The 22,159-nt window shown below is 61.8% G+C and carries 22 protein-coding genes; 13 read left to right on the top strand and 9 right to left on the bottom strand.

The genetic code is table 11. The annotated features are described in order from the left end of the window. Positions 1-59: 59 nt before the first annotated feature. The 4 genes from AAGW23_RS00770 to AAGW23_RS00755 form a co-directional block, all read right to left on the bottom strand. A complete protein-coding gene (locus AAGW23_RS00770) occupies positions 60-1,886 on the bottom strand; it encodes a molecular chaperone (RefSeq protein ID WP_342404423.1) in 1,827 nt (608 codons plus the stop codon). Positions 1,887-2,039: 153 nt separating this feature from the next. Then, a complete protein-coding gene (gene asd, locus AAGW23_RS00765) occupies positions 2,040-2,942 on the bottom strand; it encodes an archaetidylserine decarboxylase (protein WP_342404422.1) in 903 nt (300 codons plus the stop codon). Positions 2,943-2,953: 11 nt separating this feature from the next. Continuing rightward, positions 2,954-3,769 carry a rhodanese-like domain-containing protein gene (locus tag AAGW23_RS00760; RefSeq protein WP_342404421.1) on the bottom strand — a complete coding sequence of 272 codons (816 nt, stop codon included), beginning with the start codon at positions 3,767-3,769 and terminating at the stop codon, positions 2,954-2,956. Positions 3,770-3,812: 43 nt separating this feature from the next. Continuing rightward, on the bottom strand, positions 3,813-5,327 hold the full coding sequence (locus AAGW23_RS00755; RefSeq protein ID WP_342404420.1) for an HDOD domain-containing protein: 1,515 nt from the start codon (positions 5,325-5,327) through the stop codon (positions 3,813-3,815). A 170-nt stretch (positions 5,328-5,497) separates the two neighbouring features. Between AAGW23_RS00755 and motA the strand changes: the two genes are divergently transcribed. Then, entirely contained in the window at positions 5,498-6,349 is an 852-nt protein-coding gene (gene motA / locus AAGW23_RS00750; protein WP_342404419.1) for a flagellar motor stator protein MotA, read from the top strand. An 8-nt stretch (positions 6,350-6,357) separates the two neighbouring features. Beyond that, positions 6,358-7,368, top strand: a complete 1,011-nt coding sequence (gene motB, locus AAGW23_RS00745) for a flagellar motor protein MotB (protein WP_342404418.1) — start codon at positions 6,358-6,360, stop codon at positions 7,366-7,368. 34 nt (positions 7,369-7,402) lie between these two features. Here motB and rsgA read toward each other — a convergent pair whose 3' ends face one another. Further along, entirely contained in the window at positions 7,403-8,434 is a 1,032-nt protein-coding gene (rsgA, locus tag AAGW23_RS00740) for a small ribosomal subunit biogenesis GTPase RsgA (protein ID WP_342404417.1), read from the bottom strand. Positions 8,435-8,562: 128 nt separating this feature from the next. Between rsgA and AAGW23_RS00735 the strand changes: the two genes are divergently transcribed. Together AAGW23_RS00735 and orn are read left to right on the top strand one after the other, a co-directional pair. Beyond that, entirely contained in the window at positions 8,563-9,372 is an 810-nt protein-coding gene (locus AAGW23_RS00735) for a class I SAM-dependent methyltransferase (protein ID WP_342404416.1), read from the top strand. A 28-nt stretch (positions 9,373-9,400) separates the two neighbouring features. Then, positions 9,401-9,943 (top strand): oligoribonuclease, encoded by a 543-nt coding sequence (orn, locus tag AAGW23_RS00730; protein ID WP_342404415.1) that lies wholly within the window; start codon positions 9,401-9,403, stop codon positions 9,941-9,943. Between the two features lie 73 nt (positions 9,944-10,016). On the opposite strand, the gene AAGW23_RS00725 is transcribed toward orn, so the two are convergent. The 3 genes from AAGW23_RS00725 to AAGW23_RS00715 form a co-directional block, all read right to left on the bottom strand. Next, positions 10,017-10,658 (bottom strand): oxidoreductase, encoded by a 642-nt coding sequence (locus tag AAGW23_RS00725; RefSeq protein ID WP_342404414.1) that lies wholly within the window; start codon positions 10,656-10,658, stop codon positions 10,017-10,019. 20 nt (positions 10,659-10,678) lie between these two features. Then, positions 10,679-12,358: a C13 family peptidase gene (locus AAGW23_RS00720; RefSeq protein ID WP_342404413.1), complete on the bottom strand. Its 1,680-nt coding sequence runs from the start codon at positions 12,356-12,358 to the stop codon at positions 10,679-10,681. A gap of 72 nt (positions 12,359-12,430) precedes the next feature. Further along, a complete protein-coding gene (locus AAGW23_RS00715) occupies positions 12,431-12,886 on the bottom strand; it encodes a MaoC family dehydratase (RefSeq protein ID WP_342404412.1) in 456 nt (151 codons plus the stop codon). 181 nt (positions 12,887-13,067) lie between these two features. Here AAGW23_RS00715 and AAGW23_RS00710 point away from each other — a divergent pair, with 181 nt between their 5' ends. The 3 genes from AAGW23_RS00710 to AAGW23_RS00700 are packed head-to-tail and all read left to right on the top strand — an operon-like array spanning position 13,068 to position 14,746. Next, positions 13,068-13,430, top strand: coding sequence for a CidA/LrgA family protein (locus tag AAGW23_RS00710; RefSeq protein WP_102837482.1), 363 nt, complete (start codon positions 13,068-13,070; stop codon positions 13,428-13,430). A gap of 5 nt (positions 13,431-13,435) precedes the next feature. Further along, the gene (locus AAGW23_RS00705) at positions 13,436-14,146 is read left to right on the top strand and encodes an LrgB family protein (protein ID WP_342404931.1); all 711 of its coding nucleotides are present in this window, start codon (positions 13,436-13,438) and stop codon (positions 14,144-14,146) included. Between the two features lie 9 nt (positions 14,147-14,155). Then, positions 14,156-14,746, top strand: coding sequence for an LON peptidase substrate-binding domain-containing protein (locus AAGW23_RS00700; protein WP_342404411.1), 591 nt, complete (start codon positions 14,156-14,158; stop codon positions 14,744-14,746). A 21-nt stretch (positions 14,747-14,767) separates the two neighbouring features. Here the strand turns inward: AAGW23_RS00700 and AAGW23_RS00695 are convergent, their stop codons facing one another. Further along, positions 14,768-16,087, bottom strand: a complete 1,320-nt coding sequence (locus AAGW23_RS00695) for a bifunctional DedA family/phosphatase PAP2 family protein (RefSeq protein ID WP_342404410.1) — start codon at positions 16,085-16,087, stop codon at positions 14,768-14,770. 246 nt (positions 16,088-16,333) lie between these two features. On the opposite strand from AAGW23_RS00695, the gene AAGW23_RS00690 reads away from it, so the two are divergent. Genes AAGW23_RS00690 through rodA form a run of 6 tightly spaced genes read left to right on the top strand, consistent with a single transcriptional unit; the run spans position 16,334 to position 22,155 of the window. Then, the gene (locus AAGW23_RS00690) at positions 16,334-17,599 is read left to right on the top strand and encodes a glutamate-5-semialdehyde dehydrogenase (protein WP_342404409.1); all 1,266 of its coding nucleotides are present in this window, start codon (positions 16,334-16,336) and stop codon (positions 17,597-17,599) included. Next, positions 17,599-18,258, top strand: coding sequence for a nicotinate-nucleotide adenylyltransferase (nadD, locus tag AAGW23_RS00685; protein ID WP_342404408.1), 660 nt, complete (start codon positions 17,599-17,601; stop codon positions 18,256-18,258). Before AAGW23_RS00690 ends, nadD begins: the two co-directional genes overlap by 1 nt. Before the next feature lie 14 nt (positions 18,259-18,272). Continuing rightward, positions 18,273-18,632, top strand: a complete 360-nt coding sequence (gene rsfS / locus AAGW23_RS00680; RefSeq protein WP_102837477.1) for a ribosome silencing factor — start codon at positions 18,273-18,275, stop codon at positions 18,630-18,632. Between the two features lie 7 nt (positions 18,633-18,639). Next, positions 18,640-19,107 carry a 23S rRNA (pseudouridine(1915)-N(3))-methyltransferase RlmH gene (gene rlmH, locus AAGW23_RS00675; protein ID WP_342404407.1) on the top strand — a complete coding sequence of 156 codons (468 nt, stop codon included), beginning with the start codon at positions 18,640-18,642 and terminating at the stop codon, positions 19,105-19,107. Positions 19,108-19,123: 16 nt separating this feature from the next. Next, a complete protein-coding gene (mrdA, locus tag AAGW23_RS00670) occupies positions 19,124-21,013 on the top strand; it encodes a penicillin-binding protein 2 (RefSeq protein ID WP_342404406.1) in 1,890 nt (629 codons plus the stop codon). Then, the gene (rodA, locus tag AAGW23_RS00665; protein WP_342404405.1) at positions 21,010-22,155 is read left to right on the top strand and encodes a rod shape-determining protein RodA; all 1,146 of its coding nucleotides are present in this window, start codon (positions 21,010-21,012) and stop codon (positions 22,153-22,155) included. Before mrdA ends, rodA begins: the two co-directional genes overlap by 4 nt. The last annotated feature ends 4 nt before the right edge of the window (positions 22,156-22,159 follow it).

Genomic DNA, 22,159 nt, shown 5'->3' with positions numbered 1-22,159 from the left:
TGCAGCTTTAGAACGCGCCGTAGAAGGGGCGTGGAGGCTAAAAAACGGTGATCGGCAATCTACAGCGTGTTCCAGAGTGAGTCAAAATCTTCGCCCCGTGAAGCCGCGTGGGTGCCCCGCGCTGTGATCGGCGTCTCCTGAGCGGAGGGGGTGAGGCCCACCAATTGATACTCGAACTGGCTATAGCTGCTGGTGCCCGCCTGCCGGCAACACAGCATTGCGCGGTGCTCATCACCGTTCTGGTTGAGCTGCACCTTCTGCCCCTCCTGAAAGGGCAGCCGCGGAACGATCAACGTAGCTGGGCGCGAGATCACGCTGATTTCCGGTAGCAGCAGAGCGCGCAGGTATTCGCTGCCCTGATCGGTCTTGCGTAGCAGGCGAAGCCCGCAGGGCTGTGCCTGAGGCGCGATGAGCTCAACCCCCATCTGCGGTCCGCTGCCGCGGACTTGGCGGACCCAACGCACCACTGCGACGCTCCAGGTCTTGCTGGCGGCGTCCTGCAGGCCGAGCAGCTCGCCTGCCTGAAGTTGCGCGGGGACCTCGCCCGGCCAGGACAGGCAGTAGCCACCGGGGCTCTGGTCGACCCTTTGCACTTCGAAAGTGGGAAACAGGTTTTCGGCTGCGGGTTCTGCGGTTTGTTTCTCTGTGGCGGCCTTGGTGGATGCGGTTACAGGGCGAACGAACTCAATGTGGTCCTCGTCTGGAAGCCTGTCTTGCTCTGGAGCAACCTGAGCATCGAACGCCACGGACCATACGTCAGGCGCGGCATTGTTCAGTTTGAATACTGCGGAGCGAGTCGCGTCAGGACGTTTCAGCAGTTCGCCGAAAGGGCGTTTGTCTGCCAGATAGTAGTGCAATGCGCTCATGCCAATGCACAGGGTCATCGAGCCTTGTGTCGGGGCGCGTTGAAAGCTGCGCTCGGAAATGTCACCCCAGGCGGCAGCCAGATGTTGCAACAGGTCCGGGTTCAGCCCTTCTGGGATAGCGAGTGCCTTGTGCTCAGTGTCCTCTACGGGCGACTGCAGGTGTGACTGGATAGCTTTGACCAGGCCATGCGGATCGATGCCGAGCAGATCTGGGCGGGCACTGGCGGGATACATTGATCTGTAGCGCGGTGGACCATCGATGCGCGGAGACACACCGAACAGGCTGGTCGGGCCCAGGCCGGCCTGCAGATGGACCAGCGCACTCCAGGGTTCGAGCAGTTGCGCGAGTTGGCCGATACCCTGCTGGCGCATCTGGTTGCAGCGCGCGCTGCCCAGCATCAGCGCAACGATATAGCTTTGTTCCGCGCTAAGGCCTGGGACCCTGTAACACAAGTCGTCGTTTACGGTGGTGCGGTGTACGCCGTGGGTAACGGCCATCGCGTACAGCTGATGCAGCTCTAGCCACAGGCCTTCGGGAGTCGGGCTGTAGAGCTGTGTAGAGCGCACGAGCATGGTGCTGAGACTGCGGATAGCTCGCTGCAGGGCAATGGTGAGTAGCTGCAGTCGGTCACGCCCAGTCTGTGGGGCCAGCTCGGCGGAGATCAGCTTGTAACCAATGGCGAGGTGGTTGTGCAGTGCCTGGCAGAGACTAGCCACCTTTCGCGGACGCTCGCCGAGCACGATGGGCTGATTGATGAAATAGCGTTCCAGTTCCCGGCAGACGAAATGGATTTCTGGCCGCAGCAACTCGAGCAGTTGCAGTCTGTTCGTCGCCGGCGTGCGAAGCTGATTGATTTCGCGCATGGCCTGATACAGCTGTCGCGCAGTCTCTCCAAGGTTCGCCTTGGGCAGACCCGAAAGCCAGCGTCTGACGCCGCGCGCGCTGGGCTCGCAGAAGGATAACTCCTGGCAATCCGGCGTCGGCACGCGCAACAATAATGGCTGGCTCTGATTATCCAAGCGATAAACTCCGTGGCATGCCTGCACGCGTACCACCAACGGCGACGGTGGGCCTCGCGGGCTTGCCACGCCGTAATGTCAATATGCAATCGTTATGGTCAATCATAGCGAACCAGCTGCAATTGGCCAGCGCTAGCCGACCATTGGCGGGTGTCAGGGCTGCGGAGAATCCGATGGCGTTAGCGCTATGTCGCTTGCCGGTTTGGCTTGGCCAAGCCCTTCTCCCATGCGGACCGGCGTCAGTGCCGACAGCTGCTCGGACCAGGCGACCCGATCCGCTCCAAACAGCAGAATCACGGTGGAGCCGAGCTTGAAACGGCCCATTTCGGCACCCTTCTCCAGGTGTATGGGGGCGCGCGCTGCTTCGTCGTAGTGAAAGGTCTTGAGCGTGCGTTTGGGCGGCGTAACCAGTCCGGCCCAGACGGTCTCAATGCTGGCGACGATCATTGCGCCCACCAGCACCATGGCCATCGGTCCGTGTTCGGTATCGAACAGGCAAACCACCCGTTCGTTGCGAGCGAACAACTCGGGGACCCCTTCAGCAGTGACGGTGTTCACCGAGAAGATGCGGCCCGGTACGTAAACCATTTCCCTCAGGGTGCCCGCCAGCGGCATATGCACCCGATGGTAGTCCTTTGGAGACAGGTAGACGGTCGCGAAATCTCCTCCCATGAAGGGCGCGGCACGTTGGTGGTCGCCGCCGAGCAGTTCCATCACGCTGTAGCTGTGACCCTTGGCCTGGAAAATACGCCCTTGCTCGATCTTTCCCAGCTGACTGATGGCGCCGTCGCAGGGGTTGAGTATCGCGCCGGGGGTCGGGTCGAGCGGGCGAGCGTTGTCCTTTAACGCGCGGGTAAAGAAGGCATTGAAATGTTCGAAAGCAGTCGGCTCTTCGATCTGTGCTTCATGCATCGGCACGCCGAAATGACGAATGAAGGCCTTGATGAACGTGTTTTTCACCCACGGCAGGCGACACTCGGCGAGGCAGCCGGCGAGGCGCGAAATCAGGTGATGCGGCAGCAGATACTGGATTAAGACAAACAAGCGATCTTTCATGGATGACCTTTTCATTGCTGGATCGGGGTATCGGGTAGGTTGCCCCATTCGCCCCAGGAGCCCGGGTATCCCTTGACCCGCGGATAGCCCAAGGCCTTGGCCAGCAGGTAGGTGAAGCCGGAGCGGTGATGCGTCTGGCAGTGGGTGACAATTTCCTTGTCGGCGGTAATGCCGAGCGCTTTCAGCCGTTCAGCGACGTCTTCGCGGATGCGCATGGCGCGTGCCGGATCCATGGCTGCAGTCCACTCGAAGTTGACGGCGCCGGGGATGTGCCCCGCGCGTGCTGCGAGTGCTTTCTCGCCGCGATATTCCTCAGGCGAGCGGGCATCCCAGATGACTAGGTCGGACGCACCGAGCCGGCTTTCGAGATATTCGCGGGTCGCGCTAGGGGCTTCGTCGAGCTGCAGCGGAACCGGTCCGCCTGCAGCCGCAGGGCTGTCCTGCGAGAGCGCGCGCTGCTCGGCCAGCCAAGCGTGCAGGCCGCCATTCAGATAGTGGTAGTGGGGATGGCCGATAACGTCGAGCAGCCAGATGAAGCGGCCGGCCCAGCCACCCCCTTCGTCGTCGTAGACCACGTAGACGGCGTCGGCATGATGCCCCAGTGCTCCAAACAGCGCTTCCAGCTGAGGTTTTCCGGGCAGTCTCCCCGGCGCCGGCGGTTGGCCGAGCTGAGTCTGCTTGGGGTCGACGAAGCGTGCGCCAGGCAGGTGTCCTTCGGCGTAGCGGGCCGCGCTGGTCAGGTCGACCAGAATCAGCTCGGGTGCATTCAGGCGCTCGGCCAGATCGGCCGGTTCGATTACCAGCGGCAGGGTGGAAAAGGCGGACACGGCAGGCCTCAAGCGAACGGAAAGGCGCAGTCTAGCGAAAAAATCAGCGGACGCGTTTGCTGAACGTCGCCAGGGCGCGTTCGATGCACTGGACCGTCTTGGCGAAGGCCTGCAAACCCATTTCGCTGAATGCCGTATTGTTCTGATCGACCACCAGCAGCATCACCACGCGATCGTCCAAGCCGACGGAACGCAACAGAACATGCTCGCTGGGAAACAGTGCTTTCAGTGCGCCGGGTAACAGCGCGGTAAATTGGGCGAGGTTATCCGGCTTGAGCCGCAGTAACGCTGGTTTTTCCAGCAGTCTGCGCAACAACTGACTTTGCTCAGGTTCGAGCGTCAGTCGGGTTGCCTCGTTCGGCAGTCCGCTGGCTTGCTGGCCGATCAGGCGCTGTTGCTTGCGATCTACCAGGAGCAATAGGACGCGCTCCATGCCCGCTGACGTCAGTGCTTTGCAGGCTGTCGCGGTGAGTTGCACCACATTGTCGAATGGGCAGGGCACGCTGAGCAGCTTGCGGCAATGCTCGCGCCATTGGGCCAAGGTTTCGGTGTCTGGTAGCTTCGCGGCTTTTTCCACCTGAAATACGCTTTCCCATGGCCAGAGCAGGCCTTGGGCGGGATGCCACAGGTCGGTTGGGCCGATCACGCGGGCGCTGGCCACCGCCTGCTGATGCGTCATCTGCTGCAATTCGGCGAGGGGGACCTGAAGGTAGAGGCCGGCAAGCCGCTGCCAGCGCAGGCTGTGAATGCCGCTCCAGCTGTGATGCGCCGACAGCGCCAGGCCGTTGGCGAGCACGATGGTGTTGCTCGGCAAGGTGAGCCAGCGGCGCAACGCGGGGTCGGCGTCGAGCATTTGTTGCTGGTGCAAGGGGTGCTCGTTATCGCGAGCGATGTGCAGTGCCTTGATCAGCATCCTCCGGTGTTCGTTGAGGAGCCGGTAACCTTGGGCAATCCAGCCGGGCAGCCCCCAATGCTCGGCGGTGGCGATGCACAGCTCTAGCAACGAGACGCCGAGCAATGATTGCTCGACCTGGCGAGCGGGCTCGCGCTTGACCAGGACGCGCTGTTCCCAGTTTTGAAGCAATTCCGGGTGCGCGGCGACCAATGCCCATGCTGGCGACAGGAACAGCAGACTGCTCCAGTGGATCTCCTGCCAGAGTCGTGCGAGGCGTGAAGCGAACAACCCGTTAGCCTGCTGGCTGGCGTGGCTGCTGATCAACATCAGCTGTCGCAATGGCGCTGGAATATCGGTTGGCTGCGCGGCGGGCACTTTCGCGAACAGGGCTTCGGCGCGCTTCAAGCCGATACGGCTCAACGCAACCTCAAGGCTCTCGGCCGGCTTACTGGTCGATGCCGCGCTGCGGTTGGCCTCGCGGATCACGGTAAGTGCGAGGACCGGGCTTTCCTGAATGAGGTCCGAAATCTCCCGCATGGAAAGGCTGTTGTCGCCCAAGGCCCGTTGCACGCGGGCATAGGGACCAGCCGCCGCCGGCAGGACAACGGCGTCCAACGTCTTGAGCCAGGCTTCAAGCGTGCGGGGGAGTGGTGTCGTAGTCATGGCGCCGCCGAACTAGCATTTCATCGGGATGGCCTTTAGTCTGGCGCAAAAGTTCCGATAACCAGAACAATTCTTTTCATCTGCCCTTCCGCCTGACTCCAATCGAGATCGTGCGACATCGCGCGGCTTGTTTCAGGTGCCCTGAGATCAGGTTTTAGACGTACCTACCTATGGCAAAAATAATCGGCATCATCGTGGTAATCGCCAGCGTCCTTGGCGGTTTCATTCTGTCCGGCGGCAAAGTCGCCGCACTCATTCACCCGTTCGAGGTAATGATCATCGGTGGTGCCGCACTTGGCGGCTTTCTGCAGGCCAACCCTGGCAGCACGACCAAAATCGTGTTCAAGAAATCGCTGCAGATGTTTGGCAATCGCTTTACGCACAAGTACTACCTTGAAGTGCTGGGGATGCTCTACGAGATCCTCAACAAGAGCCGCCGCGAGGGCATGATGGCGATCGAAGCCGACATCGAAGATCCAGCCGCCAGCCCGATTTTCAGCAAGTACCCCGCGATCCTAAAGGACGAACGGATGACAGCCTTCGTCTGTGACTACTTGCGCATCATGTCTTCCGGCAACATGGCCCCGCATGAGCTGGAAGGCCTGTTCGACATGGAGCTCAACGGCCTCAAGGAAGAACTTGAACATCCGTCTCACGCCGTGGCGAAGATTGCCGACGGCTTGCCCGCGATGGGGATCGTGGCTGCGGTACTGGGTATCGTGATCACCATGTCGGTGCTCGCTTCGGCAACTAACGCGGAGATCGGTGAGAAAGTAGGTACGGCCTTGGTAGGTACCTTCCTCGGTATTCTGGCGTCCTACGGCTTCTTCGGCCCGCTGGCGGCGGCGCTCGAGCACGACGCCAAGGAAGAACTGAATCTGTACGAGGGCATCAAGGCGACCCTGGTGGCCTCGGCGTCCGGGATGCCGCCGACGCTGGCGGTGGAGTTTGGCCGCAAGGTGCTGCTGCCGGCGCACCGTCCAAGTTTCTCTGAGCTTGAACAAGCGATGCGTGGTAGCTAAGCGCACTCATGGACAATACCCAACCAATCATCGTCAAGCGGGTCAAGAAGGTCGCCGCGGGTCACCACGGTGGCGCCTGGAAGATTGCCTTTGCCGACTTCGCGACCGCCATGATGGCCTTCTTCCTGGTGATGTGGCTGATGTCTTCGGCCACGCCCGAACAGAAGCGTGCGATTTCGGGCTATTTCCAGGACCCGATTGGCTTCACCGAAAGCGCCAGTCCGCATGTGATCGATCTGGGCGGTACGCCAACGCCGGCCCCAGACCGCACGCTCAACGACGTCGTTGATCCGGCCGTGCAGCAGACCGACGCGGCGATGGATGCGCAACAGGCAGAGACGTTTGCCGAGCAGTTGGAGCGTGAACGCCTCGACCTGCTGCTTCAGGAACTGCAGAACAAGGTTGACGAAAACCCGGAGCTGACCCGCTTCAAGGACCAGATCCTCTTTGAAATCACCCAGGACGGCCTGCGTATCCAGATCATGGATGCCGCCAACCGTCCCATGTTCGCTTTGGGCAGTGCCCAGCTGCAGCCTTACTTCGAGGATATTCTGTTGGCCATGGCCGACACCATCCGTGCGGTGCCGAACAAGATCAGCATCAGCGGCCACACCGATGCCAAGCCCTATTCCGGGCGCGGCGAGTTCGGTAATTGGGAGTTGTCGGCTGGGCGGGCCAACGCGGCTCGGCGCGCGCTGGTTGCCGGCGGCTATCCTGATGAGCAGATTGCCCGTGTGGTGGGCTATGCCTCTTCGGCCTTGTTTGATCGAGAGAACCCGCTGAACCCCGTCAACCGCCGCATCGATATTCTGGTGCTGACCAGGAAGGCGCAGCGCGACATCGAGGGCGAGCAGTCGGACGCGACGGGGAAAGGCGCGACGTCGGAGGCCGCATCCGAAGGTACTAGTTCGGCGCCCTCGGTTGCTCTCCCTGACCCGCTGCAAGCGCCGCAGTTGCGAGAGCGTTTGAACATCTTCGAGGACGGCGTGCTGCAGTTCGATCAGCCCGGCGGTAACTGAGCCGGGTATCTCAACCGCTTCTGGTTGGCGCTCGTCAGTAGTCGGCTTCGGTCAAGCCACTGATGATATGCCGGTAGCTGGCCATCCGCTGGGGTTGGATCTGCCCTTCCTCAAGCGCCTTGAGAAGGGCGCAGCCTGGCTCGCGGTCATGTTTGCAGTCGCGAAAGCGACAATGTCCCAGCAATTCCTGGAACTCGATGAAGCCGGCCTCGACATCAAAGCGGCTTACGTGGCCCAAGCCGAATTCGCGGATGCCCGGAGAGTCGATCAGCTCGCCCCCGCCGGGAAAATGAAATAGCCGTGCCGTCGTGGTGGTGTGCGTGCCCTTGCCGGTCATTTCTGACAGCGCGCCCACCCGGGTGTCGACACCCGGCAGCAGGCTGTTGACCAACGACGACTTGCCCACCCCGGACTGGCCGACAAATACGCTGACATGCCCGTCGAGGCGCTTCTGCAATGCCTCCATGCCTGCGCCGCCATGTGCTGATACCTCCATCAGCGGATAGCCCAGTTGGCGATAAACCCCTAGCAACGAGTTCAACGCGCCTTCGTTTTGTGCGTCGATCAGATCTGCCTTGTTCAGCAGCAGCAGCGGCGTGATGCCGGCATGCTCGGCGGCAATCAGGTAGCGGTCGATGAGATTGGCGTGGGGTTCGGGCAGTGGGGCGAAGACGATAACGATCAGGTCGACGTTGGCCGCCACCGGCTTGAGCTGGCCGCGTGTGTCAGGTCGGCAGAGTTCGGACTGGCGCGGCAGTTGCGCGACAATGACTCCGATGCCCTGGTTGCCTGGCCGCCAGACCACTCGATCGCCAGTTACCAGTGCTGGCAAGTTTGCACGCAGGTGGCAGCGGAAGACCTGACCACAGTGCTCGCCTTCCTGAGCCTCGACTTCGACCTGCACGCCGAAGTGGGCGATGACCAGGCCGGTCTGTTCTGGGCCGAGGTCGCCGCCCTCGAGCTCTTCCACTGCGCGCGATTCGCGGCGCGCCGCGCGAGTGGCACGTTCTTCCTGGATTTTCTCGATGCGCCAGCTTTGCCGGCGGTTGAGTTGGCGTTTGGCCATTTGCGTGCAGTGCCCAGGTCAGAAAAGAGGGCGAGTCTAACATGCCCGTGAGCACGCGCCGCGGGCCTGTTTTTGCTGGGCTTTTGGCCGGTAGACTAGTCAGTCTCTTCTGCTGGCGGCGAGCGCCCATGCCTGTCTCCTCACTTACCCGCTATCCTGCCTTGCTGGCGCTGCTCTGTCAGTTGCTGTCGCTGCTGCTCTGTTGGCTGTGGCTACTTGCACTGGCACGACTGCTGGGCTGGCATCTCAGCCTTTTAGGGGCAGCCTGTGTGCAAGGTGCGGTTGCTGCCTTGATTGGTCAGCGCCTCGGATTGTCACGCTGGTGGCTGCCAATCAACTTTGGCTTCGTGCCGGGATTGGTGCTTTTGCAAGGCCATGCGCTGCCGCCCTGGTTGCTGCTGGTTGGCTTTCTGATCTTGCTGCTGTTGAACTGGAACGCCCTGATCGAAAGGGTGCCGTTGTACCTCACCGGTTCGGCCGCCGAGCAGTGCCTGACGCGTCGGCTAGCCGCGTTGCCCAAAGGGTTCCGCTTCATCGATCTGGGCAGTGGGCTCGGAGGCACCCTGCTGCGGCTGGCGCGGCAGTACCCGTCGGCGCACTTCGTCGGTGTCGAGACGGCGCCGCTCACCTTTGCGTTGTGCTGGTTGCGCTGCCTGTTCCAGCGCAACTGCCAGGTGCGATTTCGCAGTTTCTGGCGCGAGCCGTTGGCTGGTTACGATGTGGTCTATTGCTTTCTTTCGCCGGCCCCCATGTCGCCGCTGTGGGACAAGGCCCGGGCGGAGATGAGCCCAGGCGCGCTGTTGATCAGCAACAGTTTCGAGGTGCCTGACGTTGAGCCACAGGAAATTCTTGCCATCGATGACTGGCGGCATTCACGCCTGCTGATCTGGCGGCCCGTGGCAGCCGCACAACCTGACGGGCACTCCGCGAGCGGCTAAACTGCGCGCCAAAGCCAAGGAGCTCACTATGCAGAACCCGCAGAATCTCATCTGGATCGACCTTGAAATGACCGGCCTTGATCCCGACAACGACGTCATCATCGAGATGGCAACTATCGTTACCGACAGTCAGCTCAACGTGCTGGCCGAGGGGCCGGTCATCGCCATCCATCAGAGCGATGAGGTCCTCGCCGGTATGGACGAGTGGAATACGCGCCAGCACGGTGGTTCCGGCCTGACTCAGCGGGTGCGCGACAGCCAGATCTCTACCGAGGAAGCCGAAGCCCAGACGCTGGCGTTTCTCGAGCAGTGGGTGCCTAAGGGTAAGTCGCCCATCTGTGGTAACAGCATCTGCCAGGATCGGCGTTTTCTCTACCGCCGTATGCCTCGCCTGGAAGCCTATTTCCACTACCGTAACCTGGACGTCTCGACGCTCAAGGAATTGGCGGCCCGCTGGGCACCTGAGGTACTGGCTGGCTTCAAGAAAGGTGGCACGCACCTGGCGCTGGACGATATCCGCGAGTCGATCGCTGAGCTGCGCCATTACCGTGAGCACTTCATCAAGTACTGATCACATTGCAGCCTGGGCGGGGCGGGAGCACTCTGGGCGCAGGCTGCGTGTGCATGGATGCAGCCTGTAGCCCTTACCGCCCCAGTTTGCGCAGCTCGTCCGACTCGATCACCCGCGTACCTTCGGCTTCTTCCAGCGCCAGGCGCCAGAGCGCGCGCGCCAGCGTACAGGCTGAGATGCCGCGGTATTTGCCTGGCAGTAGATAAGAGAGCGGGGCGGTAAGGCGTTCGACCGGGCGAACTTGCATGCGCGGTCCAAGCAGCTGCGAAGGTCGCACGATGGTCAGTTGTGGCCAGCCCTGAGCGCGTAGCGCTTGCTCCATTTCGCCTTTGACGCGGCAGTAGAAAATCGAACTGGCGGGGTCGGCGCCCAGTGAGCTGACGACCAGCAAATGCCGCGCGCCCAGTTCTCGGGCGCGTTTAGAGAAGGCGACAACCAGATCATGATCGATGGCGCGGAAGGCCTCCTGGCTTCCGGCGTCCTTGAGCGTGCTGCCCAGGCAGCAGAACGCAGTGTCGATACTGCCCGACAGCTGGGGCAGTAGCGCCTGCAGCGGACCGATCGGGTTTTCGAGCCGCGAGTGTCCGGCCAGCTGCTTGCGGCTGGGAGCGAGCACGCACTCCACGGTGGGTTCGTTGAGCAGGCGGTCGAGCAAGTGCTCGCCGGTTAGCCCGGTGGCGCCGGCAAGCAAAATACGCTGTGGCGTCAGATACATGGTTTGGCTTCCTGTAGCGATCAGTCAGATGGCACTGGTGGCTGATTGCTCAGCTTCCGCCAGTGTTCGACAACCTGCTCGGGCGCCCATATTTGCGGCTCCGAAGCTTGATAGTGGTCGGCTTGCTCCCGTTCGGCAACCTTCGCCTGTGCCAGCGTGAATGCCTGCACAATATCCGCAGTTTCCTGCAAGGCCTCGGCGAAGAGGGCGCGGCCGAAGTAGGTGAAGTCGCTTTCCTCGGAGCAGCCAAACGACACTCGGTCGGCGCGGGCGGCGGTAATCATGAGTGTATTGGGGCTCTTCAGCGGCTCGATAAAACCGCCGGAATAGCAGGCCGAGATGACTAGGATCTTGTTGCGGTCGGTGAGTGGCTGCATCAGCGCGGCCAGGTCCTCGGCGGGCAAATCTTCCAGGGCCAATCGGGGTTGGGCCAGTACCAGCTGGTGGTCGGCCGAGCCGTGACTGGTCAAGTAGATGAAGATCAGGTCTTCCGGGCCGCTGCGCTCGGCCAGGCGGACAATTGCGCGCTTGAGGTTTTCGCGCGTCGCCAGTGGCCGGTGTGCAAGGTGGTCGCGGTGGTTGACGAGGCTTATCTGGCCGCGTGCGGCGAAGCGTTCGGCCAGCAAATTGTCGACATAATCGACCTCGCGTAGAAACACGCTCTGCTGGCCATCGGCGGCAAGGGTCAGGCTGTAGAGTTCGGTAGCCGGAGTGGAGGCCGGCACCGCATCAAGTGCGTCCGCCAGCAGCTTTCCCTGGCGAAGCAGGCCAAGCTCCAGAGGGTCGGCGAGGCGCTCGCCTTGGGTATTCTGATTCAGGCGGCCGGCCCGCCAGGTGCCGCTCCTTTGAGTGCCGTCCGCGAGTAGCAGCGTGCCGGTTCCGTTGAACTGGCCATCGCGAAAACGGCCGCTGTAGCGGTCACCGCCAGGCTGCTGCAGGTCACCTTCACCATGGTACTGCCAGCGCTTGAAGTGTCCGCTGTAGTGCGTGCCGTCCATGCCGGCATATTCACCGCTGCCGCTGAGTTCGCCGTTTTTGAACTCGCCTTTCCAGACATTGCCGGCAGCGTCTTCGTAGCGGCCCTGACCATGGAAGAGGTCATCTTCGAACTGGCCCAGGTAATGCTCACCGTCGTTGCCGCGGTAAAGACCCTCGCCGCTGAGTCGGCCGTCGGTAAAGGTGCCGCTGAATACGCCGCTGGCGTCGCTGCGGGTGCCCTCGCCATTGGGCTGGCCACTGGCAAACGCACCCTCATAGTTGGAGCCCTCTGCCTCTTGCAGCTTGCCAGTGCCGTGGTAGAGGCCATCCTTGAACTCCCCCTCGTAGCTCAGTCCGGGCTCGTTGTAGCGGCCCTTGCCGTTGAGGCTTCCTCGTTCGAAATACCCTTCATAGACGCCTCCACTGGCGTAGCTGAAGCGACCCTGGCCATCGAATAATCCCTGTTTGAACGCGCCTTCGTAGCGATCGCCATTAGCGCCTCGCCAGACACCCTGGCCATGCCACTGCCCGTCCCTGAAAGATCCGATGTAATGGCTGCCGTTGGGGTAGTCGATACGCCCCTCGCCCTGCAACAGCCCATCGATCACCTCGCCCCGGTAGCGGCCGCCATCGGGCAGCACGGCGTCGGCGGGCAGCAACGGCTCGCCATCACCGCAAGCGGTCAGAAAGCAGGCGAGCAGGACTGGAGCAAGGTGGCGCATGCGGCTATCCAGAGGGGGTGACGCCGCAGTATGCCGCAAACTCAGCGGGGTGCGACAACTGCGCCCAGCTGGTCAGACAACGCAGAGTGCCAGGGTCTCGGCAATGTAAGCAGGCTTCTCCACACCCTCGATTTCCATCACAGCACGCGATTTCAGGAGCCACTGGCCCGGGTTCTTCTCGTAAGCGTCGAGCAGCGTCGCTGCCACGCGAACCCGCGAGCCCACTCTGACCGGCTGGATAAAGCGCAGGCTGTCGAGCCCGTAGTTGACGCCCATCTTGGTCCCTTCGGGACGGATCATCAGTTCGTCCATCAACATTGGCAGTAGCGACAGCGAGAGGAAACCGTGCGCGATGGTCCCGCCGAACGGGGTCTGCGCGGCCTTTTCCGGGTCTATGTGGATGAACTGGTGATCACCGGTGCAGTCGGCGAACTGATCGACCCGCTGCTGATCGACTGTGAACCATTCGGAGCGGCCTAGCTCTTTGCCAATGTAATCCTTGAGTTCTGCTACGGGTACTTGCGGCATATATCCTCCGGCGTTTGTTGTTTTGTTCGGATGTGGCGCAACGCTAGATCAGCACGCAGCCGAGGGCGAATCAACCAAGCATGGTTGGTGCGAATGGCGCGCCATAGGCTGATTGGAAGCTGCGCCGCGTGTCGCGGTGGCGAGATGCTTATAATTGCGCTCCTTTGCTCTGGAGGCTTCCATGCTGCTACGCGGACTAACCTGGCTGCTGCTGTTTCAATTGCTTGGCACTGCGCTCAACGTAATGGTGCTGCCGATGTTGCCGGGGCCCATCATCGGCTTGCTGTTGCTGTTCATGGCGTTGTTGGCTCGTGGCCAGGCGAGTGAATCTCTGCAGGTCGCTGCGAGTAGTCTGTTGCGTTATCTGCCCCTGTTGCTGGTGCCGCCCGCCGTGGGCGTGATGGCCTACACCGGGGCGATTCTCGAGGATTTCTGGGCCATCGTTGGCGTGCTGGTGCTCTCGCTGGTGGTGTCACTAGTGTTTACTGGCTGGCTGATGCAGACGCTGATTCGCCGTCAGCAACGCAAGGCAGGTCGCGCATGATCGCCATGCAGTGGCATGCGGCCTGGGAGGCGGTAATCCATCACCCCTTGTTTGGCGTGGCGATCACCTTGGCAGCATTCCAGGTGGCCTATGCGGCTTACGAAAAAACCCGCTGGGTATTTCTGCAGCCAGTGCTGGTGTCGATGGTGGTGGTGGTCGGTACGCTTGTGCTTTGCGGCCTGAGCTATGAGGAATATCGCGACAGCGCCCAGATGCTTACCGTGCTCCTCGGGCCAACCACGGTGGCGCTTGCCGTGCCGTTGTATCTGAATCTGCGCAGGATCCGCGAACTGTTCGGGCCAATCATGCTTACCCTGCTACTGGCTGGCATCGGCGCCACGGCGCTGGGGATGGTGCTGGCCTGGGCTTTTGGTGCCGACCAGATGATCCTGATGACCCTGGCCCCCAAGTCTGTTACCTCGCCTATCGCCATGCTGGTGGCCGAGCAGATCGGTGGCGTGGTGGCGCTGGCCGCCGTCTTCGTGATGATCACCGGCATCATCGGTGCGATCATTGGTCCGGAACTGTTGCGCCGCTTTGGCGTTCAGCATCCTGCCGCCCGCGGCATGGCGCTGGGTCTGACCGCGCATGCGGTGGGAACCGCCCAGGCCCTGCAGGAGGGCGACGAGTGCGGCGCCTTTGCGGCGCTGGCGATGAGCCTGATGGGTGTGATGACCGCGGTGCTGCTGCCCTTGGCCGTGCTGATGCTGTCGTAAGGAGGCTGAATGAAGCTACCGTTGTTTCCGCTCGATACCGTGTTGTTTCCGGGGTGCACCCTCGATTTGCAGCTTTTCGAGGCGCGCTATCTGGATATGGTCAGCAGTTGCCTAAAGGCTGGGCATGGCTTCGGTGTGGTGCGCCTCATCGAGGGTAGCGAGGTGGGGCTGGCGCCGGCCGAATATGCCCTGACTGGTTGTGAAGCGCTGATTCGAGACTGGCAGCAGCGGCCTAATGGGTTGCTGGGGATTCGCGTCGAAGGCGGCCGTCGCTTCGACGTGTTGTCGGCCGAAGTACAGCGCGATCAGCTGACCGTCGCTGAAATCACTTGGCGCGAGGAGAGGGGCGATCCTCCCTTGGACGATGAGCATCTCGAATTGGCGCTGTTGTTGGAGGCGCTCGGTCGGCACCCGATGGTCGAGGCGCTGGGGATGGGCACTGCCGCGCAGGGTCAGCGATCGCTGGCGCACCAGTTGGCCTACCTCTTGCCGTTTCGGCCTGATCAGAAGCTCGACCTGCTGCAGCTGGACGATCCTGAACTGCAGTTACAGTCCATCCAGCGCTGGCTGGAGCAGTTGCAAGGCGATTCGTCCGAATAGCGACGGCCCGGTCGCTGGGTATTACTGATAGCGATACAGCAGCATGGCGCCTGGCAACGCCCAGATCGTAAAGGCCCCGATCAGTCCCAGCGTGGCCGGCAGGATCAGCCACCATATTTTCGGCGACAAGGCCGTCATCGGGGTGCGCCATTGCACAAGGGTCAGGCTGGCGGCGCAAATACTCGCCGCCAGCACCGCGCCGGCGATAACGTCGGTTGGCCAGTGAACCCCTAAGTAGACCCGCGACAGCGCGATTGCGGTGGCCGGCAGTGCGCCCAGTAGCACCCAGGCCAGGCGCAGGCGCGGCGGCTGTCCGCGACCGGCGAGAACGCCCAGCGTGAGAAAGAAGGCGAAAGCTGCCGAGCTGTGACCACTGGGGAAGCTGTAGCTGTGCAGAGGTTCCAGTAGGATTTCCGGGCGGATTCGCCCGAAGGTGGCCTTCAATGCGCCGTTGGCCAGCGCCGTGCCCAGCATCGTGAGAATGGCGAATGCTGCCGCGCGTACCTGTTTAGTGATGATCAACAACAGGCTCAGCAGTACGGCGGCCCACAATTGGGTCTGAAAATCGCCGGCGCGTGTAACTACGACCATGAAGCGGTCGAAAATCGGGCTGCGCTCGCCCTGAACGACCGTCATCAGCCCTTCGTCGAATTCCACGAGGTAGGGCCAGCCGATAAACAGGCCGATCAGAACGGCTGCACTGAGGCCGGCAGCAAGCGGCGTAACCCAGCGCATCTGATGCAAACTGCCATGCACTACGCCGCCGACGAGCAGGAGCAAAGCGGCGGTGACGAAGCCGGCCTCGCTCCAGAAGCCCTCCGGTAAAGGCAGTCGCACGGCGGCGCCCGCTGCCCAGCCGGGCAGCAGATAAGCCATCGACCAGCCGGCCGCGGCGACCAGGCTGACCAAGAGAAAGCGCCCGAACGGCATATCGAGCATGCCAGCGGTTACCGGCAGCATGGGCCGCAGCGGGCCGATGAAGCGTCCAACAAGAAGGCTGGCGATGCCGTAACGCTCGAAGTACACCTCGGCGCGATTCAGCCATTCCGGATGGTCGCGCAGGCCGCGGATGCTGCGAATATTCTGGTGGTAGCGTCGTCCCAGCCCGTACGACAGCAGATCGCCGAGCAGTCCGCCGGCGTAACCCAAAAGCAATGTCTCGCCGAGACTGAGTACGCCGCTTCCGGCAACTACCGCGATGGCGAATACCAGCACCGTGCCGGGCATCAGCAAGCCCACAACGGCGAGGCATTCGAGACAGGCGACGACAAACAGGCTAAGGCCGAGCCACTGAGGGTTTTCAGCCAGCCAACTGGAGAGTGCGGTGAGCCATTCCGGCATGGGTCTTTTTTTCCTTGGTTCGAGACGCTTCGACCCGGCATCTGGCGCCCGGGTTTCAAACGACTAATCATGATAGCGCTGGCGATAGCCTCTTGCGGTTGCCGACCCTGGTGGTTACGCACAGCCCGCTGGGTTGTGTGTAACCTGCAGTCAGGGGCTTTTTAGCCATTCGCCCGGCGCCGCTGTGCGCGAGGCGTGTGGGTCGCTATAATCAGCCGCTTTCCCTTCGATCAGGCCAGCCAGACCATGACCGAGTCCGTACTCGACTACATGACCCGCCTCGGTCGCGCCGCGCGCGAGGCGTCGCGCGTACTAGCGCGTGCCACCACGGCGCAGAAGAACCGTGCCTTGCAGGCCGCCGCCACCGCGCTTGATGCGGCGCGCGAGGAGCTGGTCCGTGCTAATCGTGAAGACCTCGAGGCCGGGCGTGCCAATGGTCTGGACGAGACGATGCTTGATCGTCTGGCGCTAACGCCGGCGCGTATCGACGACATGATCGAGGGGCTGCGCCAGGTCGCGAGCCTGCCTGACCCCATCGGTGAGATCCGTGACATGCGCTACCTGCCATCCGGCATACAGGTTGGCAAGATGCGCGTGCCGCTAGGCGTGGTTGGCATCATCTATGAGTCGCGACCCAATGTGACCATCGATGCGGCCAGCCTGTGTCTCAAGTCAGGCAACGCCACGATTTTGCGAGGCGGCTCGGAAGCGATCCATTCGAACCAGGCGATCGCTCGCTGCATTCAGCTGGGCCTGGCCGAGGCCGAGCTGCCAGCTGCGGCGGTGCAGGTTGTCGAGACCACCGATCGCGCCGCCGTTGGGGCGTTGATCACCATGCCGGAGTACGTGGATGTGATCGTGCCACGCGGTGGCAAGGGGCTGATCGAGCGCATCAGCCGAGACGCCAAGGTGCCGGTGATCAAGCATCTGGACGGCATCTGCCACGTGTTCATCGATCAGGCGGCCGACGTCGACAAGGCCATCCGCATCGCCGACAACGCCAAGACCCAGCGCTATGCGCCATGCAACACCATGGAAACCCTTCTGGTCCACGCGTCCATCGCTACCCGAGTGCTGCCACCGCTGGCGGCAATCTATTGCGAAAAGGGCGTTGAACTGCGTGGCTGCCCGCGGACTCGCGAACTTCTGGGTAGTCACGTGTTGGCTGCCAGCGAAGAGGATTGGTCCACCGAATACAACGCGCCGATCCTGTCGATCCGCATCGTCGATTCTCTTGATGAAGCCATCCAGCACATCAACCGCTACGGCTCGCAGCATACCGACGCGATCGTCACGGAAAACTTCACCGATGCGCGGCGCTTCATCACTGAGATCGATTCGGCCTCGGTGATGGTCAACGCCTCCACTCGTTTTGCCGACGGCTTCGAGTACGGGCTGGGGGCTGAGATCGGCATTTCCACCGACAAACTGCACGCCCGCGGTCCGGTCGGTCTGGAAGGCCTGACCAGTGAGAAGTACGTGGTATTCGGCGACGGCCACGTGCGTAGTTGATGAGGGAGACCGGCACCCCTCGGCGCATCGGCCTTCTCGGTGGCACCTTTGACCCGGTGCATATCGGGCATTTGCGCGGCGCTCTGGAAGTGTCCGAGATGGTTGGGCTTGATGAGGTTCGCCTGGTCCCCAACTTTCGTCCGCCGCACCGTGAGGCGCCGAACAGCTCCGCGCAGGATCGCTTGACAATGGTTCGGCTGGCGGTGCAGGACTTGCCTCCGCTAACCGTCGATGCGCGCGAGTTGGAGCGTGACAAACCGTCCTACACCCTCGATACGCTGGAGTCTTTGCGTGCCGAGCTGAACGATGACGATCAGATTTTTCTCATTGTGGGTTGGGATGCGTTTTGCGGACTTCCAACGTGGCATCGCTGGGATGAGCTGCTCGATCACTGCCATATTCTGGTCATGCAACGGCCGGATGCCGACAGCGAACCGCCGGAAGCGCTGCGGGACTTGCTGGCGGCTCGCAGTGTGAATGACCCCCTGACCATTGCTGGCAGCAGTGGGCAAATTGCTTTCGTCTGGCAGGCCCCGCTAGGGGTGTCGGCAACACGTATTCGTCATTTTCTGGCCAGCGGCCGGTCTGTACGCTTTCTCGTACCGGACGCCGTACTGGCTTATATCAACGCGCACGGACTGTACCGGGCGTCGAACTGAGGTTGTTTCACATTATGCAAAATGATTCTTTGGCCCAGCTGGCCGTTAGCGCCCTGGAAGATCTGAAAGGCGCTGACATCACGACTATCGATGTCCGTGGCAAGACCAGCGTTACTGACTTCATGGTGATCGCCAGTGGCACCTCCAGCCGTCACGTGAAATCACTGGCCGAGAACGTGCTTGAGAAGGTCAAGGAGCAGGGCGTGCGCCCTCTGGGCAGCGAAGGCCTGGACGGCGGTGAGTGGGCGTTGCTCGATCTGGGCGATGTGGTTGTGCATGTGATGCAAGTGCCTACTCGTCAGTTCTATGACCTTGAGCGCCTCTGGCAGGGCGCCGAACAGAGCCGAGCGCAGCACGCGGGCGAGCAGGAATAGTCGATCCGTGCGGATCAAGCTGATTGCGGTGGGCTCGAAGATGCCGCGCTGGGTGGAGGACGGTTGGCACGAGTATGCCAAGCGTCTGCCCTCCGAGCTGCCTCTGGAGCTCCATGAAATATCGCTAAACACACGCGGCAAGAATGCCGACGTGGCGCGGTTGATTCGCCAGGAAGGCGAGGCCATGCTGGCGAAGGTGCAACCCGGCGAGCGTATCGTCACCCTTGAAGTGACGGGTCGGTCCTGGAGTACCGAGCAGCTGGCTGGCGAGCTGGAGCGTTGGCGGCTCGATGCGCGCAACGTCAATCTCATGGTGGGTGGGCCTGAGGGGCTGGCCCCTGAGGTGTGCGCCCGCAGCGAGCAGCGCTGGTCGTTGTCACCGCTGACGTTGCCCCACCCGCTGGTTCGTATTCTCGTCGGCGAACAAATCTATCGGGCCTGGACATTGCTGTCGGGTCACCCTTACCACAAGTAGTTCAGCCCAACCGAAGATGTCCCAGCCGATCCCCCTCAAGGACCATGAAAAAGACGCCCGTCTCGTGCGTCAGCGCGTGCTTGTGGGCGGGGCGTTAGTGGTGCTGCTGATCGGCGTGTTGATTGCGCGCCTGTATTATCTGCAAGTGGTGCAATACCAGCATCACTCCACGCTCTCGGAAAACAACCGCGTTCATGTGCAGCCCATTCCGCCCAATCGGGGCCTGATCTTCGATCGGGCCGGCAAGATCATTGCCGACAATCGCCCGAGCTTCAGCCTGACCGTGACGCGTGAGCGCGCCGAAGACTGGCGCAAGACGCTGGACACCGTGGTTGAGGTGCTGGAGCTGTCCAGTGAAGAGCGCGAGCTGTTCGAAAAGCGTGTACTGCAAGGGCGGCGGCCATTCGAGCCGGTGCCGATCATGTACGAGCTCTCCGAGGAGCAGATTGCTCGCATTGCCGTAGATCAGTTCCGTCTACCGGGCGTTGAGGTCGCTGCCCAGCTGGTGCGGCATTACCCAGAGGGTGAGCACTTCGCTCATTCGGTCGGATATGTCGGCCGGATCAATGAGGCGGAGCTCAAGCAGCTCGACCCGGTCAACTACAGCGGTACTCACCATATTGGCAAGACGGGCATCGAGCGCTTCTATGAAGACTCATTGCATGGCCAGGTGGGCTACGAGGAGGTCGAGACAAACGCGCGTGGGCGAGTGCTGCGGGTGCTCAAGCGCACCGATCCGATACCGGGCAAGGACATCACTCTGACCCTCGATCTGGAACTTCAGCAAGCGGCCGAGGCTGCGCTGGCCGGACGTCGCGGCGCCATCGTCGCGCTGCAACCGTCGACTGGCGAGGTGCTGGCGATGGTCAGCCAGCCGAGCTTCGACCCCAACTTGTTCGTTACCGGAATCAGTTTCAAGGCCTATGGCGAGCTTCGTGATTCCATAGATCGCCCGTTGTTCAACCGTGTCTTGCGCGGGCTCTACCCGCCGGGGTCGACGATCAAGCCGATGATGGCGGTGGCTGGCTTGGATGCCGGTGTGGTGACCGAGAACAGTCGCGTGTTTGACCCGGGCTTCTTTCAGTTGCCCAACGTCAAGCACAAGTACCGCAACTGGAATCGCGGCGGTGACGGCTGGGTGGATCTGGAAACCGCGATCATGCGGTCCAACGACACCTACTTTTATGACCTCGCCCACAAGATGGGCATCGACCGCATGCATGACTATATGAGTCGCTTCGGTCTTGGCCAGCGCGTGGCGCTGGACATGTTCGAGGAAACCGCTGGCCTGATGCCGTCGCGAGACTGGAAGCGTGGCCGTTACCGGCAGGCCTGGTATCCGGGCGAGACGGTCATTCTCGGGATCGGTCAGGGCTACATGCAGACCACGCCTTTGCAGCTGGCCCAGGCGACCGCGTTGATGGCGACTCACGGCAAGTGGATCAGACCGCACCTGGCGAAAAGTATCGAAGGAGAAATACCTGTCGATCCTGAACCCATGCCCGACATTCAGCTTCGCGACCCCGATTACTGGGACGCTTCCATCAACGGAATGGTGAAGGTGCTGCACGGAGCCCGCGGCACGGCAAAGAAGGTTGGCGACACCGCCGCCTACCTCATCGCCGGCAAGAGCGGTACGGCGCAAGTCGTGGCCATCAAGCAGGGCGAAAAGTATGACAGTGGCAAACTCGCCGAACGCCATCGAGATCACGCCTTGTTCGTCGCCTTCGCGCCTGTGCATGACCCGCAGATTGCGGTGGCGGTCATGGTCGAGAACGGCGAGTCCGGCTCCGGCGTGGCAGCGCCGGTGGCCAAGCAGGTCATGGATGCATGGCTGCTCAACGAGGCGGGCGAGTTGAAGGCCGAGTACGCCCCGCCCCTGACGGCAGAGAGGCCCAAACCGTGAGTGGAACCTTCGACCGCACGCTTTCTACCACCGATGTGATGCGTCGCAGGGCGTCATTGTTGCAGCGCATGCATATCGACGGGGTGCTGCTCCTGTTGCTGCTGATGCTGGCGGCCGGAAGCCTGTTCGTTCTTTATTCCGCCGGCGGCAAGAATGTTGATCTGCTGATCAAGCAGGCGACTTCCTATGGCTTCGGCCTGAGCGCCATGCTGGTTATTGCACAGTTGGAACCAAGGTTCATGGCGCGCTGGGTGCCAGCGGGCTATCTGGCGGTCGTCGCATTGCTGGTGGCGGTGGAGTTCGTCGGCTACACCGCAATGGGGGCGACCCGCTGGATCAGTATCCCTGGGGTGATTCGCTTCCAGCCGTCCGAGTTCATGAAGATCATCATGCCGATGACCATCGCCTGGTATCTGTCCGCGCGTGCCTTGCCGCCGGGTATCAAGCACACCATGGTCAGTCTGGGCCTGATCCTCACGCCCTTCGTGTTGATCCTCAAGCAGCCGGACCTGGGCACTTCGTTGCTGGTACTGGTCTCCGGCGCTTTCGTCCTGTTCATCGCCGGGCTGCGCTGGCGCTGGATAATGGGCGCGATTGCGGCGCTGGTGCCGATTGCCGTGGCCATGTGGTATTTCGTACTGCACAACTACCAGAAACAGCGCGTGCACACATTCCTCGATCCGGAAAGTGACCCGCTGGGAACCGGCTGGAACATCATTCAGTCGAAGGCCGCGATTGGTTCGGGCGGCGTGTTTGGCAAGGGATGGTTGCTGGGGACGCAGTCGCACCTGGATTTTTTGCCGGAAAGCCATACGGACTTTATCATTGCCGTTCTGGCTGAAGAGTTCGGACTGGTTGGCGTCTGCCTGCTGCTGCTGCTGTACCTGCTGCTGATTTCGCGCGGCCTGGTCATCACCGTTCAGGCGCAAACGCTGTTTGGCAAGTTGCTTGCCGGTGCGCTGACGATGACCTTCTTCGTCTACGTATTCATCAACATCGGCATGGTCAGTGGGCTGTTGCCGGTGGTAGGGGTGCCGTTGCCCTTCATCAGTTTTGGTGGCACTTCGTTGGTAACCCTGCTATCAGGGTTCGGGGTTTTGATGTCGATCCACACCCATCGCAAGTGGATCGCACAGGTTTGAATAG

Source organism: Stutzerimonas chloritidismutans, assembly GCF_038562055.1.
Classification (GTDB): Bacteria; Pseudomonadota; Gammaproteobacteria; order Pseudomonadales; family Pseudomonadaceae; genus Stutzerimonas; species Stutzerimonas chloritidismutans_A.
This window is presented reverse-complemented; position numbering and strand designations above follow the sequence as displayed.

Excerpts from the sequence above, each read along its gene's own strand:
- asd (WP_342404422.1), bottom strand. The coding sequence starts at position 2,942 with ATGAAAGATCGCTTGTTTGTCTTAATCCAGTATCTGCTGCCGCATCAC.
- AAGW23_RS00755 (WP_342404420.1), bottom strand. The coding sequence starts at position 5,327 with ATGACTACGACACCACTCCCCCGCACGCTTGAAGCCTGGCTCAAGACG.
- motA (WP_342404419.1), top strand. The coding sequence starts at position 5,498 with ATGGCAAAAATAATCGGCATCATCGTGGTAATCGCCAGCGTCCTTGGC.
- motB (WP_342404418.1), top strand. The coding sequence starts at position 6,358 with ATGGACAATACCCAACCAATCATCGTCAAGCGGGTCAAGAAGGTCGCC.
- rsgA (WP_342404417.1), bottom strand. The coding sequence starts at position 8,434 with ATGGCCAAACGCCAACTCAACCGCCGGCAAAGCTGGCGCATCGAGAAA.
- AAGW23_RS00735 (WP_342404416.1), top strand. The coding sequence starts at position 8,563 with ATGCCTGTCTCCTCACTTACCCGCTATCCTGCCTTGCTGGCGCTGCTC.
- orn (WP_342404415.1), top strand. The coding sequence starts at position 9,401 with ATGCAGAACCCGCAGAATCTCATCTGGATCGACCTTGAAATGACCGGC.
- AAGW23_RS00725 (WP_342404414.1), bottom strand. The coding sequence starts at position 10,658 with ATGTATCTGACGCCACAGCGTATTTTGCTTGCCGGCGCCACCGGGCTA.
- AAGW23_RS00720 (WP_342404413.1), bottom strand. The coding sequence starts at position 12,358 with ATGCGCCACCTTGCTCCAGTCCTGCTCGCCTGCTTTCTGACCGCTTGC.
- AAGW23_RS00715 (WP_342404412.1), bottom strand. The coding sequence starts at position 12,886 with ATGCCGCAAGTACCCGTAGCAGAACTCAAGGATTACATTGGCAAAGAG.
- AAGW23_RS00710 (WP_102837482.1), top strand. The coding sequence starts at position 13,068 with ATGCTGCTACGCGGACTAACCTGGCTGCTGCTGTTTCAATTGCTTGGC.
- AAGW23_RS00705 (WP_342404931.1), top strand. The coding sequence starts at position 13,436 with ATGCAGTGGCATGCGGCCTGGGAGGCGGTAATCCATCACCCCTTGTTT.
- AAGW23_RS00700 (WP_342404411.1), top strand. The coding sequence starts at position 14,156 with ATGAAGCTACCGTTGTTTCCGCTCGATACCGTGTTGTTTCCGGGGTGC.
- AAGW23_RS00695 (WP_342404410.1), bottom strand. The coding sequence starts at position 16,087 with ATGCCGGAATGGCTCACCGCACTCTCCAGTTGGCTGGCTGAAAACCCT.
- AAGW23_RS00690 (WP_342404409.1), top strand. The coding sequence starts at position 16,334 with ATGACCGAGTCCGTACTCGACTACATGACCCGCCTCGGTCGCGCCGCG.
- nadD (WP_342404408.1), top strand. The coding sequence starts at position 17,599 with ATGAGGGAGACCGGCACCCCTCGGCGCATCGGCCTTCTCGGTGGCACC.
- rsfS (WP_102837477.1), top strand. The coding sequence starts at position 18,273 with ATGCAAAATGATTCTTTGGCCCAGCTGGCCGTTAGCGCCCTGGAAGAT.
- mrdA (WP_342404406.1), top strand. The coding sequence starts at position 19,124 with ATGTCCCAGCCGATCCCCCTCAAGGACCATGAAAAAGACGCCCGTCTC.